This is a genomic window from Radicibacter daui, assembly GCA_030657355.1.
Lineage (GTDB): Bacteria > Pseudomonadota > Alphaproteobacteria > Radicibacterales > Radicibacteraceae > Radicibacter > Radicibacter daui.
In genome coordinates this window covers 86,342-100,280 of sequence record CP131057.1, presented here as the reverse complement: position 1 = coordinate 100,280, position 13,939 = coordinate 86,342, and the positions used below count along the sequence as shown (strand labels likewise).

At 63.7% G+C, this 13,939-nt stretch carries 13 protein-coding genes; 11 read left to right on the top strand and 2 right to left on the bottom strand.

The window, feature by feature from the left end; translation table 11 throughout:
- The first annotated feature begins 5 nt into the window (after positions 1-5).
- From QTL98_RS20290 to QTL98_RS20250, 9 genes are all read left to right on the top strand, one after another.
- Positions 6-2,690, top strand: a complete 2,685-nt coding sequence (locus QTL98_RS20290) for a virulence factor SrfC family protein (RefSeq protein ID WP_445682642.1) — start codon at positions 6-8, stop codon at positions 2,688-2,690.
- A gap of 10 nt (positions 2,691-2,700) precedes the next feature.
- Positions 2,701-3,747, top strand: a complete 1,047-nt coding sequence (locus QTL98_RS20285; RefSeq protein ID WP_445682641.1) for a tetratricopeptide repeat protein — start codon at positions 2,701-2,703, stop codon at positions 3,745-3,747.
- The gene (locus QTL98_RS20280) at positions 3,744-5,675 is read left to right on the top strand and encodes a vWA domain-containing protein (RefSeq protein WP_445682640.1); all 1,932 of its coding nucleotides are present in this window, start codon (positions 3,744-3,746) and stop codon (positions 5,673-5,675) included. The genes QTL98_RS20285 and QTL98_RS20280 overlap by 4 nt, the downstream gene beginning before the upstream one ends.
- Positions 5,672-6,346: an ABC transporter ATP-binding protein gene (locus tag QTL98_RS20275; protein WP_445682639.1), complete on the top strand. Its 675-nt coding sequence runs from the start codon at positions 5,672-5,674 to the stop codon at positions 6,344-6,346. Before QTL98_RS20280 ends, QTL98_RS20275 begins: the two co-directional genes overlap by 4 nt.
- A complete protein-coding gene (locus QTL98_RS20270; RefSeq protein ID WP_445682638.1) occupies positions 6,343-7,551 on the top strand; it encodes an FtsX-like permease family protein in 1,209 nt (402 codons plus the stop codon). Before QTL98_RS20275 ends, QTL98_RS20270 begins: the two co-directional genes overlap by 4 nt.
- Positions 7,517-9,049: a formylglycine-generating enzyme family protein gene (locus QTL98_RS20265; protein ID WP_445682637.1), complete on the top strand. Its 1,533-nt coding sequence runs from the start codon at positions 7,517-7,519 to the stop codon at positions 9,047-9,049. The genes QTL98_RS20270 and QTL98_RS20265 overlap by 35 nt, the downstream gene beginning before the upstream one ends.
- A gap of 215 nt (positions 9,050-9,264) precedes the next feature.
- Positions 9,265-10,002 (top strand): glycine zipper family protein, encoded by a 738-nt coding sequence (locus QTL98_RS20260; RefSeq protein WP_445682636.1) that lies wholly within the window; start codon positions 9,265-9,267, stop codon positions 10,000-10,002.
- A complete protein-coding gene (locus QTL98_RS20255; RefSeq protein WP_445682635.1) occupies positions 9,992-10,483 on the top strand; it encodes a hypothetical protein in 492 nt (163 codons plus the stop codon). The genes QTL98_RS20260 and QTL98_RS20255 overlap by 11 nt, the downstream gene beginning before the upstream one ends.
- Complete coding sequence (locus tag QTL98_RS20250) at positions 10,476-11,081, top strand: nucleotidyltransferase family protein (RefSeq protein ID WP_445682634.1); 606 nt, start codon at positions 10,476-10,478, stop codon at positions 11,079-11,081. The genes QTL98_RS20255 and QTL98_RS20250 overlap by 8 nt, the downstream gene beginning before the upstream one ends.
- Before the next feature lie 9 nt (positions 11,082-11,090).
- On the opposite strand, the gene QTL98_RS20245 is transcribed toward QTL98_RS20250, so the two are convergent.
- A complete protein-coding gene (locus tag QTL98_RS20245; protein ID WP_445682928.1) occupies positions 11,091-11,579 on the bottom strand; it encodes a MarR family winged helix-turn-helix transcriptional regulator in 489 nt (162 codons plus the stop codon).
- A 57-nt stretch (positions 11,580-11,636) separates the two neighbouring features.
- On the opposite strand from QTL98_RS20245, the gene QTL98_RS20240 reads away from it, so the two are divergent.
- Entirely contained in the window at positions 11,637-12,137 is a 501-nt protein-coding gene (locus QTL98_RS20240; RefSeq protein WP_445682633.1) for a hypothetical protein, read from the top strand.
- A gap of 36 nt (positions 12,138-12,173) precedes the next feature.
- On the top strand, positions 12,174-13,130 hold the full coding sequence (locus QTL98_RS20235; RefSeq protein WP_445682632.1) for a quinone oxidoreductase family protein: 957 nt from the start codon (positions 12,174-12,176) through the stop codon (positions 13,128-13,130).
- Positions 13,131-13,150: 20 nt separating this feature from the next.
- Here the strand turns inward: QTL98_RS20235 and QTL98_RS20230 are convergent, their stop codons facing one another.
- Positions 13,151-13,735: an acyltransferase gene (locus QTL98_RS20230; protein WP_445682631.1), complete on the bottom strand. Its 585-nt coding sequence runs from the start codon at positions 13,733-13,735 to the stop codon at positions 13,151-13,153.
- Positions 13,736-13,939: the final 204 nt, after the last annotated feature.

Sequence of the window (13,939 nt, the reverse complement as noted above, 5' to 3'; positions counted from 1 at the left end):
GACCCATGAGCACCAACCAGTTGCCCGTCGCCGCCGACCGTCTGGGCCGGACCGCCAGCGAAGCCCGCGCCTGGGTGGGGGATCTCGCCCCGATCGCCGGCAGTGTCGCCAACGAGGCGCATGCTCTCGTGACCACCACCCGCAGGGCGGAAAATCTCGCCCGCCGGCTGAGTGGAGCCGCCGGTCGACGCCCTTGCGTCGGAGTGTTTGGCCCCAGTCAGGCTGGTAAATCCTATCTCGTCTCCGCACTGGCGCGCCGCCCCGGGGGCACGCTCACCTGCGATTTTGCGGACGCGCCTAAAGACTTCCTGCGGGATATCAATCCGCCGGGGGATCGTGAATCCACCGGCTTGGTCACGCGCTTCACCACCGCCCGCAGTGGCGTGGCGGACCCGGCCTTTCCGGTCGAGCTGCGCCTGCTCAGCGAAACCGACCTCGTCAAGATACTGGCCAACGCCTATTTCTCGGATTTTGACGCCAACAATCTCAAAATTCCGGCTCCCAACGAGGCGGCCTTGCGTGCCGTCATGGCCGCTGCCGAAGCCGAGGCCGCCCCTGCCGGCACCGCACCGCATCTGGGAGAAATCATCCTTTTCGATGTCGGGGAATATTTCGAGCGTTACTTTTCGGCCCGCATCGAAACCCTGCGTCAGACCGGCTACTGGGAGGCGCTGATCCGTCTCGGCAGCCGGCTGAACCTCGCCGGCAGAGCCAGGCTCTATGCCCCCCTGTGGGGCGGCATTCCGGAATTAACCGATCTCTTCCTTCATCTTGCCAAAGGGCTGGAAGCCTTGGGGCATGCCTCGGAAGCCCGGGCCGCAATCGACGCGCTGGTCCCCCGCGATGCCAGCATCATTGATGTCTTCACGCTGAAGCGCCTGCGCACGCCGGAAGATACCGCCGATACAATTGCCGTTCAGCCCCTTGGCGCCGCCGGTGCCGGCGCGGCCATCCGCCTGCCCCGCGCCCTGCTTGCCGCGCTGGTCGCCGAACTCAAGATCGTGATGACGGAGACGCCCTGGCCCTTCCTGGCAGAAACCGACCTGCTGGATTTTCCAGGAGCCCGATCCCGCGAGAAGATGATCGAGATCGCCACCGACGCCGACGAACAGGTGGAACAGGTGCGCGGGCTGCTGCTGCGCGGCAAGATCGCCTATCTCTTCCAGCGCTTCACCGAGGAGCGGGAACTGACGGCCATGCTGCTGTGCATGCCGAACAACCCGGCCGAAGTGAAGGACCTGGCGGCCATGGTGCGCAGCTGGATCGGCCTCACCCATGGCGATACACCAACCGAGCGCGCCGGCGTCCGCAACGCCCTGTTCCTGGTGCTGACCAAGTTCGATCTCGAATTCATCGAAAAAGGCGGAGAAACGGCCGAGACCCGGAAGGGCAAATGGGACCGGCGTCTCTACGCCTCCTTTCTGGAACTTTACGGCCGCGACGGTTGGCCCGCCGATTGGGACGGCAAGCCCTTTGCCAACACCCTGCTCCTGCGCAATCCGGGCATGAAGCAGGAGCATCTGATCAATTATGCCGAAATCCGCCGGCTGCCCGATGGCAGCGACCATCTGGTGGAGGGCGGCATCGCTCCCGCCAAGGCCGGACTGATCGCGGAATATCGTGATGCCTTTCTCGGTTCGGAAGTGACCGCCCGACATTTCGCCAATCGTGAGGCGGTATGGAACGCCGCGCTCAGTCCCAACGATGGCGGCATTTCCTTCCTCGTTGAGCAGTTGACGGCAACCATCGACGAAAGCCTCAAGGCGCGCCAGATTGGCGAGAGGCTCAGTGAGCAGGCCCGCACCCTTCACAGCCAGTTCCGCCGGTTCTACCACGCCGACGACGACGCTGGCCGGCAAGAGAAGGACAAGGCGATCCAGGCGCTGCGCCGCGATCTCTATCGCAGCGTCGATCCGCAGCAATATCGACCCTTCCTGCATCTGCTCGCCGCGATGTCGCTGGATGAACGCGAATGCCGCGAGTGTTTCCTGACGGTTGCCGCCCTCAAGCCGGAACAGGCTGCCTCCACCGACGAAGCGGCTCCTGCCGCCGAAGACCCGTGGTCAGACGACCCCTGGGCGGAGGTGCCGGCTGTCCCGGCGCCCGCGCCAGCCAAACCCCGGCTGCTCGTCATCCCGGATCGCCCCGCCAGCTTTGCCCGTGATCTCATGAATCTCTGGGCCGACAAGTTGCGGCGCCTGCCGCAAGCCGCCGCTGGATTTGGCCTTCCGGGTCGCATCATTGAAGAGCTGGCAAGCGAACTCATCGTCGGAGCCAATCGTCTTGATCTCGGCACCACGATCGCCGACATCGTGCGGCGACAGGTTCAGGCGGCCAATGTGCGTTGGGACGATGTGGCCGACCGGGCGGCCAACCTTGCCGGCACTATCATCAATGACTTCATCGCCGATCTCGGCTTCGCCCTCCAACCGGCCGCCGAACGGCCGAAACGGCCGCGCTCCGACATGCCGATCTTTGCGCCGCCGCCCTCCTTCGGCGAACTGCCCGAGCTGGCGGAACACCGGGTCAGGCTCGAGGTCGATTTTTTCCTCGACTGGGCCACGGCCCTGCACCGTCTGGCGCTGGACAATGTGAGCTTCAGCGGCGGGCGCGAGATCGACGATGTCCAGAATGCCCGGCTGGGCCGTCTCCTGGACGAGTTGGCCCCGCTTTTGAACCGTATCGCCTGAAGGTCCGCCGATGTTCCGCCTGAACCAGACCCAGGACATGCCCGCGGGCATTGCCGCACTGCACTGCCCGAATACGCCGCTCGACCCCCAAAGCGTCGAATTCTGCGTGGGCCACCCCCTGCCCGGAGGGGGGCGGCATCATCTGGATCCGGCGAACCCCGATCAGCCTTGGGGCGCGGCGGAAATCTGGCAACGGCCGGCGGGAGCACGGCAGGAAGGCAACCTCCTGATCCTGACGCTCGACGCCTTCACCACCTTCCATCTCAAGCCCAACCAGCCCTTTTTTGTCACCCTGCGTGACGGCAATGGCGGCAGGACGGACGGCCCCGTAATCGGTATCGCCTTGCGCCTTCCAAGTGCGCCGCCACGTGGCTGGAAGCCGACATCCGCCCCCGCAGCACAGCCGGCGCCGGCCATCACCGCCGAGCCGGCCCCGCCGCTGGAACCCCTCACCGCTCCGGCACTCGAAACCGGCCCGGCTCCAACAGGGCGCTCCCCGCTTCCCCTCATCGGCGGCATCGCGCTTGTGCTCCTTTTGCTGGGCGGTACGGCTGCCTGGTGGTTTCTGGGCCGGCCGGCCGACACCTCGCAGCAGGCGGAGACCCTGCCCGCCCCCAACGCAACGCCAATGCCGCCCGCCGAGGAATTCACCCTGGCGTCCGCCCGCAGCGCCCTTGCGGGAAAGCCCGATGCCGCCGCCGCTCTTGCGCTCGGCAAGGCCCATCTGGCTGCGAAGGATCTTGATGGCGCCTTCCTTCTCCTGCGCAATTCGGCGGAACAGGGAAACCCGGAGGCTGCGGCGGCCGTGGGCGGCCTTTACGACCCGGACGGCTGGAGCAAGGACACCAGCCCTCTGCCGGCTCCCAACGCCGAACAGGCGGCCCAGTGGTACCGCAAGGCGGCGGAAGCCGGCGATGCCGAAGCGCAATATCGTCTCGCCATGGTGCTGAAGAGCGGCAAGACCGACGCCCAGGATGGCCCCGAACAGGCCATTTCATGGCTGCGCAAAGCCGCCGATCAAGGCCATGTCAAAGCCAAGGAGGCTCTTGGAGAATGAAGCGACCGCTGACATCCCTGGCCGGTGCCTTGGCCTGCGCCCTTCTGCTGCTGACCAGCCTGCAGGCGGCGGCGCAAACCCGTCAGCCGCTGCTGATCGAGGGCAAGACAACTCTGTACCAGAAGGTTCTGACCCGCCCCGGTGCCCAGCTGCGGGCCGCGCCTGACGCCACCGGCGGCAAACCCCTTCCGGCGATGAGCGTCCTGTTCGTTTACGGCCGGCAGAACGGCATGGTCGAGGTTGGCGCCGCTTCCGATGGCAAGGTCCAGGGGTTTGTCCCCGAGGCCGAAACCATCGCCTGGCAGCACACGCTGGTGATGGGCTTTGCAAATCCGGCCGGCCGCGACCGGGTGCTGTTTTACAAGGATCGCGACGGGTTGATGGCGACCCTCTCCGCCGAAGCCCCCGCGACGGTGGCGGACGCCCAGCGCAAGGCGGTCGCGGACGGGACGCTTCCTGCCGACAGCCCGATCGTTTCCATCGAGCCGGAAAATACCATCGACCTGCAGCAGAAATTCTATCTGCTGCCGATCCTCGAAGCCAAATCGGCCATCCTGCCTTCCGGTTTCCGGGTGCGTACCGTCCATGTCGCTTCTGTGACTCGGGAAGAAAAGCCTGTGCAGGCGCAGCGCATCAACCCGGACGAAGCGCTCAAGGATTTTCGCTCCGGTATCGTCTTCCTGGTCGATGCCTCCTCTTCCATGCAGCCCTATATCGACCGGACCCGCCAGGCCGTCTCCGAAGTGTTCGCAAGCGTCGAGGCCGCCAAGCTCAACGACAAGGTCCGGTTCGGCTTGGTCGCCTATCGTGACGATCCCGCGAAGGTGAAGGGCATCGACTATCTCGCCAAAACCTTCGCCGACCCGAACAAGGCAACAACCCGGGACAGCTTCATGGAAGCCGCCAAGGGCGTGGAGGCGTCTACCGTATCGACCCGTGCCTTTGCCGAGGACGGATATGCCGGGCTGGAACACGCCTTGCGCGGCATTGACTGGAACGGATTTGGTGGCCGGTTCATCGTGATGATCACCGATGCCAGCTCACGCGAAGGAAACTCTCCGTATTCGGCGACCAAACTTTCCACCGACCAGATGCGCCAGATGGCGCAGGAGAATGGCGCCGCGATCTATGTGCTGCACCAGCTGACCGATGAAGGTAAGGGCGACCACGCCGCCGCCAAGGCGCAATATGAGCGCCTGACCGCCTATCCAGGCGTCGGGGCGCTTTATTTCCCCGTGGCGGCCGGGGATCCTGAAGTCTTCAAAAATCAGGTGAAACAGCTTGCGGACCTGCTGGTCGATCAGGTTCGCAAGGCAAGCGACCCTTCGGCCAAGGCTGAGGCCAAACCTGAAGATGCCAAGCTGGCCGAAACGACCGAAGCGGTCGGCCATGCCATGCGGCTGGCCTATCTCGGCAAGACCGAAGGGACGAGCGCGCCCACCATGTTCGAGGCTTGGGCCTCTGATCGGGATATCGCCAAGTCCGACGTCACCGCCTTCACCGTCAGGGTTCTGCTGACCAAAAATCAGCTCTCAGACCTTCAGGCAACCCTGCGCCGGATCGTGGATGCCGGCGAAAAGGCCCAGATCGAGCCTGGTGATTTTTTCAATGAGCTTCGCAGCGCCGCCGCCGCCATGGGCCGGGATCCCTCCAAGATCGGCCAAGGCCAAGTGCGCAATCTGGAGCAGGCCGGCCTGATGGGCGAATATCTCGACGGGTTGCCCTATCAGAGCAAGCTGATGGCGCTTGACGAGGACAGCTGGAGCCGCATGGGCGTGGGCGAACAGCAGGCGGTGATCGACGATATCAAGTCCAAGATCGCCCTCTATCAGCGCTATCATGACGATGTGGATCGCTGGGTGATGCTGGCGGAAGGCGCCGGAGCGGGTGATGCCGTCTATCCGGTACCCGTCGATAGCCTGCCGTGATCGTCGAGGCCATCGGAGTTGAAAAGAGCCGTGGCGGCCTGACCGTCGCTCTGGATCATCTTGTGTTGCCGGCAGGTTCACTCTCTGCCCTCATTGGCCCGTCCGGTTGCGGCAAGAGCACGGCGCTCGATCTTGTCGCGGCCACCCTGCGCCCTGATCGCAGCCTGCGGCTGCGGCTCGGTGATACCGATGTCGGTCTGTTGTGGCGCCGCCAGGCGACGGCAGCGCTCATCGCCTGGCGAGCGAGCAGGCTGGGATATGTCCTGCAGACGGGCGGTCTGCTGCCGGCCTTGTCTGTGCGCGAGAACATCCGCCTTTCCCGCCGTTTGCTTGGCCTTGAGGGGCCAGGGCCGGAAGCCGGCGTCGCCCAGCGGCTGGGCATCGGCCACCTGCTTGGGCGCTATCCCGCTGCCCTGTCCATCGGTGAACGCCAGCGGGTTGCCATCGCTCGCGCGCTTGTGCATGAGCCGCCGCTTGTCCTGGCGGATGAGCCGACCGCGGCGCTCGACCCCGCTCGCGCCGCTGAAGTGCTGGCGCTGCTGACCGATCTGACGCGGGAGCGCGGCGCCACCCTACTGGTGGTGACGCACGACGCCGAACTGGCGCAGCGGGCGGGGTTGCGGCTCATAGCCTGCCACACCACCCCCGGCCGCACGGCAATAACCTCATGAGGCAGTTTTCTCATCTGCTGCGCCTTATCCTGGCGGATATTCGGCACGACCGCGTCGCCGTCCTGTGTCAGGCCCTGTCGCTGGCCGCAGTTCTTGTGCCGCTGATGGTCCTGCTGGGATTGCGCAGCGGCGTGATCGGGACACTCATCGACAGGATGGACAACGATCCCGCGATGCGTCTCATCCTGCCGGAAGTGACGGGCAGTTCCCGCTTCGACGCCGCTTGGTTCACCCGCTGGCGGGGGCGTCCCGAAGTCGCCTTTGTGCTGCCAAACACCCGCGCCATTGCCGGCCAAGTCGATCTGGTGACGGCAGCGGGCGACAGTCTGTTGGTATCACTCAACCCAACTGCACCAGGAGACCCGCTTGGCGGGGGCGATGCCGTGACGGATGCCGGGCGCATCGCGCTCACCACCGATACAGCGCGCCGCCTGAAGGTCACTGTTGGCGACCCGCTGGTTATCGCCATTGAGCGCACCCGTAACGGCCGCATCGAACCGGCCAGCCACGACGCCGTGGTTGCCGCCATTCTGGCACCGGAAAAGGCCTCCGGCACCGGCGCCTATGTGACCTTGCCGCTGCTCCTCGAGCTCCAATCATACCGCGACGGTTACACTGTGCCGGGGCTCGGCGATCACGGGAACGGACCCGCGCCGAGCACCGACGCCTTTGCCCTTTTCCGCCTCTATGCCCGCTCCATCCGCGATGTGGCCCCGCTTGCCGCGGACCTGCGGGCCGAAGGTATTCAGGTTTCCGCCCGAGAAGGAGAAATTGCCAGCACATTGCGACTCGACGCCAATCTGCGGGCCGTGCTCACCATCATCATCGTCGCGGCCGGCATCGGCATCGGCATATCACTGCTCGCCGGCCAACTGGCGGCCTTGCGCAAGAAACGGCGCGATCTCGCGGTGCTGAAGCTCATTGGCTACGGCCCCGGCTGGCTCGCCGGCCTGCCGATCGGCCAGGTCGTCGCGGTAAGCCTGCTCGGCGGACTGCTTGCCAGCCTGTTCTTCGCCGGGACCGCCGGAGCGATCAACCATTTCTTCGCCGACAGCCTGGGAAGCGGCGAACGCGCCTGCCGGCTGGCTCCGGCGGAAATCATCATGATACTGGCGGCGACACTGGCCGTCGCCTTGCCGGCTGGACTGATCGCCGGCTGGCAAGCCGCCCATGTCGATCCAGCCGAAGAGGTCCGGGATGTTTAGGACACTACTTTTTATTGTCATGGGTCTGATTCCCGCCACGGCAGGCGCCGCAGAGGCCCCTTGGCCGGAGCGCGTCTACAACCCGCAAAAGGCAGACGATGATCTGGTTCTGCCCATGCCGTGCGGGGGCGCCATGGTCTTCCGGCGCATTGAGCTGCCGGCTGACGGGCTGCTGGGCGATCGCCGGATCCAACTCGGCCGCACCGACGATGCGCTGGGCTACGCCGAAAACACTCGCCCGGACTATATTGGCGGCGGTTTTACCGACCCGGAAAAGAAGGGAACCAGGGCATATTATCTCGGCAAGTACGAGGTTACCCAAGCTCAATGGGCCGCCTTTGACACCCCTTGCAAAGCCGTCACAGATGAGGGGCGCCTGCCTGTCGTCAACATCACCTGGGCGGAAAGCGTTGGTTTTGCCGAAAAATATTCAGCTTGGGCCGCCGTGAACGCAGCCAAACAGTTGCCAACCGAGGATGGCGCCCTCGCCTTCCTGCGCCTGCCGACCGAAGCCGAATGGGAGTATGCCGTCAGAGGGGGGGCGGCCGTGCCGGATTCCGTCTTTATCGAGACAACTTTTCCGATGACCGAAGCACCCGCGCGTTATGTCTGGTATCAGGGAACAGATTCCGCCAATAACGAGCTCAACGTCGTCGGACTGCTGAAGCCAAATCCGCTCGATCTTTATGACATGCTGGGTAATGTCGGCGAATTCGTGCTAGACCCCTTCCGCCTTAACAAGCTGTCCCGCCTGCACGGTCAGGCGGGTGGCCAGACGGTCAAGGGTGGAGACTACCGCACTCCGCTGGCCGATATCCGGAGCGCGGCACGCCAGGAATTTGTACCGATCGACAAGAAGGGCGAACGCCGCTCGCCCACCACCGGAGTTCGTCTTGCGCTGGTCGCGGCCAGCCTGCCCAGCCCCCAGCGCCTGACCGCCATCCGCGAGGCCTGGAACGCCCTGCCGGCCAGCGCGGTGGCACCGCAGGACGACCCGGTCAAGGAAGCCGAAGCGCTGGCCCAATCTGTCGATGATCCGGCGCTCAAGCAGCGGATCGCCGCCCTCTCTGCTGTCATCAAGGTGTCGATCCAGACCCGCAACGAGCAGCGTGACCGCGCCGCCGTCAATGCCCTGCGCGTTGGCGCTTATGTCGCGGACAAGCTAGCGGCGGATCAGCGGGTCCTCAAGGCTCTGCAGGCTATTCTAGAAATCACCGCCAAGGATACCGCAGAATACAAGGATCGCGCGGACCGGTTGACCACCGCCGAGGCGGCTTTCGAGCAAAATCTGGATTATTATCTGGATGTCACGCTTGGCGTTGAAACCGACTATCCCAAAGCCGTCGTCGCCAGCCAGGCAGAGGTACTGAAACGCGATCTGGAGGCCAAGAAAATTACCTCGCTCGAGAAGCGCATCGACACCTTCGTGAAACATGTCGAGCAGTTGCGCGCCGGAAGCGCCATTGACCGTTCCAAGGTTCTTGCTGACATCAATTAGCCCTCCGGTTTTCGTGACAATGCATATCCTGCACCCTTGCGGGCGGGACCGCATGGCAGGCAAAAAGCCACAACTGCGGCGAGTCGGAAGCGCCATCAACCATTAAAAGGACCGTGGCTGCGTTTTTAGTCTTTTATCTGTTGTACAAAATAGTGTGTTATTCAGCTCACCAAAAAAATTGAGTTCTGTGGAAGAACAAAGCCGGGAAAAAGCGGATGGGCATGGGATTATTACGCAGTAAGACCATCACATTGACGCTGACAGGCGCGCTGTGCCTTACAGGCTGTCAGACGTTGCAGACGACCCAGAAACCTCCGCTGACGCCAGCAGAGCAGGCGCTGCGCGACGAGGCGAAAACTTTCAACGAAACAGTCGCCGGCGGCGCCGTTACCGGCGCCTTGATTGGTGCTGTGCTGGGCGCTCTGATCGGCGCGACCTCAAACAGCAATAATCGGGGACAAGCTATTGCCACGGGGGCGATGGTCGGTGCTGCTGCAGGCGGTGTCCTCGGCGGTGTTGATGGATACATGACGGCCAAGGCACAGGAAGCGGGCAACAACAAGGTTCGCCAGATCGAGGCGATGACAGCGGATGTCAAGAAGGACACCGATCGTCTTCAGCAACTTGTGGATAGCTCCAACGAAGTGTTGGAAGACAGCAGGGATCGCCTTGAAAAGATGAGGGCCGAACTTGATGCCAAAAAAATGACAACAGCCGAGGCAAATGAAACGGTTCGCCTCGTCAAGGAAAACCAGAAGCTGCTTCAGGATACGCTGGAGACCAGTATCAAGAAACGTAACACCTATCAGCAGGCCGCCGCGAAAATGAAAGCTAACGGGGCAGACACCAAGGAGATGGACGCCCAGATCGCAGAGCTTGAAAAGCAGGTCAAAGCTCTTGAATCCAACGTTTCAAGCCTCAATTCAGCTTTGGAGATCACGCGTGTCGGCTAAGTATGGCATCTCTTTGATACTCGTCGCCTCACTCGGCGCGACCGCTTGCGCGACCTATCTGGATCAGAAGGCTGACCTCGTCGCGGGTGGTCCCCAACAGCGCGTGGCTCAGGCACAGAGCAACTATAACGCAGCAGTGGCCGCTAACCAGAACCTCGAAGATCAGCGCTTGTCACTGGAGCGTGATATCGAACGCAACGAAAAGCGTATCACAGCAGCCCAGGATCAGCTGAAAAAGGCCAATCGGGATCTCGCCTCGGCGCTGGCGCAGAAAAAGCTATCCCAGGAACAATACGCCAAATTGAAGAGCCAATCTGATGCCATAAATCGCGAACTTGCGAAACTTGACCTGCAAACTCAGGCCGACCAGAACAATAGCACTAACGGTCCCGAGATTGCAGCGAGGCAGGCTCGCATTGAAGAGCTGGAAAAGCGCAAGGCCGAACTCGACAAGGCGATCGGGCTGGCACTGGGTGGCTGATACCCAGGCCCTCTGTCTTCTCTCTCCGGAAAGGGCGGAAGACCGCGCGCTCTTTGCCCGGCTTCGCGAGTTACTGCTGGCCGACCCGTTTCGCCTCGGGCTGCTGCGTCAAGTGGAGGCGCTGCCCCTGCCCAACTGCTGGATTGGCGCCGGGCTCATCCGCAACGCGGTCTGGGACCATCTGCACGGCCGCCCACTCTCGCAAGACGTCACCGACATCGATGTCATCTGGTTCGATGCCGGACGGACAGACAAGAAAACGGAGAGCGCCCTCGAAGCGGAACTTTCCCGTACCGCCCCCGGCCAGAACTGGTCCGTCAAGAACCAGGCCCGCATGCACCTGACAAACGGCGATGCGCCCTATACCGATTGCGCCGATGCCCTTCGTCACTGGCCGGAGACAGCGACCGCTGTCGCTGTGCGGCTCATCGGCAGCAACCTCGATATTCTGGCGCCCTTCGGCCTCGGCGATCTCTTCCAAGGCCTTCTGCGCCCGACCCCGCATTTCACCCTCAGCGGCAAACAGCGGATCTTTGACGAACGGGTCCGCAGCAAAGGCTGGCTCAACCTCTGGCCCGCGTTGCGGCTTGCAAGTTAGGCAATGCCCTCACGCGCGCTCCCCCGGCCCTTTCACCAAGGCGTCGGCGAATTTGCGCAGCAGACGCGTCAAGTCGGCCAGTTCCGCCGGTTCCCAGGACTGGAAGATCTGCCGGCCAAGGCGCTCACGGGCGGCATCGATCCGGGCGGTCATCGCCCGCCCCGCCGGGCTGATCACCGCCTCGCGCACCCGCCGGTCAGCCACGCTGGCGCGCCGCTCGACAAGGCCGAGACTCTCCAGTTTGGCGACCTGCCGGCTGACGGTCGTGTAATCGCGCCCGGCGCGATCCGCCAGATCAACGACTCCGATCGGACCCAGACGCTCGATCCCCACCAGCAGCGGAAACAGCGCCCGGTCCAGCGAGATTCCGGCCTCCCGGATCAGTTCCTCGTCCCGCTGCGGCCGGTTCATCACCGCCACCACGTCCAGCACAGAGCGATGAATATCGCGGAGCTGTTCCTCAATATGTGTATTTTGCACGTTTTTCATTGACGCCATTTCCAGATCGGAGATATGTGTATCATACACATATATCGCTCCTTCGAAAGGTGCGTCATGACTGCTTCCACGCTTGCCCTGCGCAACTGGGCCACGCCGCTCACCATCGGCGCCTTTCTTCTGATGTCGCTCACCGGGGTCCTGATGTTCTTCGAACTGGACCGGGGGCTGGTCGTTGTGGCGCACCAATGGCTGTCCTGGCTTTTCCTCTTCGGCGCCGGCGGCCACATCGTCGCGAACCTCAAGCCCTTCAAGCGGCATCTCGCCTCCCGCTCGGGCAAAGCCGCCCTGCTGGGAGCAGGCGCCATTGTCATGGCTGCGCTGTTCTCCTGGGGTCTGATTACCGGTCCGCAGCTGGAACGCCCCATTGAGGAGGCGCTGATAAGCGCCCCGCTCTCGTCCCTCGCCGCCGTCTCCGGGCAGGACTTCCGGACCCTGCTTGACCGGCTGCATGCCCAAAATATTCCGGCGGAAGGTCAGGAGACCCTCCGCCAACTCTCCGCGCTCCACGGCGTCGACGAAAACCGCCTGCTCGGGCTGGTTTTTCTGCCGGACTGACCGACACCCCTCTCCCCTCCTCAGGAACAAAAAATCATGAAAGCAGCCCTTGTCCACGCGGCCGGGCAAAGCCCGACCTATGCCGATTGCGCCGAACCCGCGCCGCAGGAAGGCGAAGCTCTGGTCCATATCAACGCCTCGGCCCTCAGCCAGCTTGCCCGCGGCCGCGCTTCCGGCCGGCATTACAGCGCCTCCGGCCAGTTTCCCTTCATTGCCGGCATCGATGGCGCCGGGCGGCTGGAGGATGGCAGGCGGGTCTATTTTGTTCTGCCAACGCCACCAGGCGGCAGCTTTGCCGAACGGACTGCCGTGCCGCTGGCGCGCTGTCTGCCGCTACCGGAGGCGCTTGACGATGCCATGGCCGCAGCCATCGCCAATCCCGGCATGTCCTCCTGGGCCGCACTGACATTGCGGGCCCGACTGGTTGCCGGAGAAACGGTCTTTATCAACGGGGCAACCGGTGCCGCCGGCCAGCTTGCCGTGCGGATCGCCCGGCATCTGGGCGCCCGCAAGGTGATTGCCACCGGGCGCAATCCGGCCGTACTCACCAGCCTTGCGGCAGAGGGCGCGGGTGTAACGATCTCCCTCACCCAGCCGGAAGAGGCACTTCAGAAGCAGCTGATGGAGGTTTTTTCGGGCGGGGTCGATATCGTGCTCGATTATCTCTGGGGCCGCAGCGCCGAACTGGTACTGACGGCGGCGGCCCGTGCCGGGGCCGATGGCGCGCCCCTGCGCTATGTCGAGATCGGCAGCGTCAGCGGCGGCGAGATCACCCTGCCCGGCGCGGTGCTGCGCTCGACGGCCATCGTGCTCATGGGCAGCGGTATTGGCAGCATTCCGCTGGATCAACTGGTGACCGCTACCGGTGAGATGCTGGCCGCCGCCCCGGCCGCCGGCCTCAGCCTCGACCTGCAACGCGTCCCGCTCAGCCAGATCGAGACGGTCTGGAACAGCGATACCGGCGATGGCCGTATCGTCTTTATCCCGGATTGAGGATTTGGAGGCCCGGCGGCTCACGCCACCGTTTCGAGCCCGCCGGTTTCTCCCAAGCGGTATTTCTCTCCGGTTGCCGGGCAGGTCAGGTCCTCGCCCAGCAGCTCGCCGTACCGGCTCATCCAGGCGGTGCGGCGGGCCGGCACGCCAGTCATCACCGCATGGGCCGGCACGTCGCGAGTCACCACCGCCCCGGCGCCGATGAAGGCGTAAGCACCGATGGTCACGCCCGGCACGATGGTGGCGTTGGCGCCGATGCTGGCGCCGCGCTTCACCAGAGTCGGGCGGAATTCATTTTTCCGTTCCACCTCGGCGCGAGGATTCATCACATTGGTGAAGACGCAGGACGGGCCGCAGAAGACACCATCCTCCAGCGTTACCCCTTCATAGACAGAGACATTGTTCTGGATTTTGCAGCGGTTCCCGACACTGACGCCGCGGCCGATCATCACATTCTGGCCGATAATGCAGCCTTCGCCGATCACGGCGTCGCCCAGGATGTGGGAATAGTGCCAGATGGCCGTCCCGTTGCCGATGCTTGCCGGCGCATCCACCCAAGCGGTTTCATGCAGTTTCACGCCGTCAATGGACGTAACCCGGCTCATCGGCTCTGCCCCACCTCGTTGCCGCGTGCCCCGGCACGCCTTTAACGCTTGTAACTTAAGGGCATTTTCCTTCAAAAACCACGCCCCGCACCAGAACTTTGTGGCAAGGGGTGGGCATCACTGCCATTGACCTCCCCGTTTTGGGGCGGCAGTTTTAGGGTATTAGAATATTTTGCTGCCGCTTCCTCGCGGCCGAGAACCAGA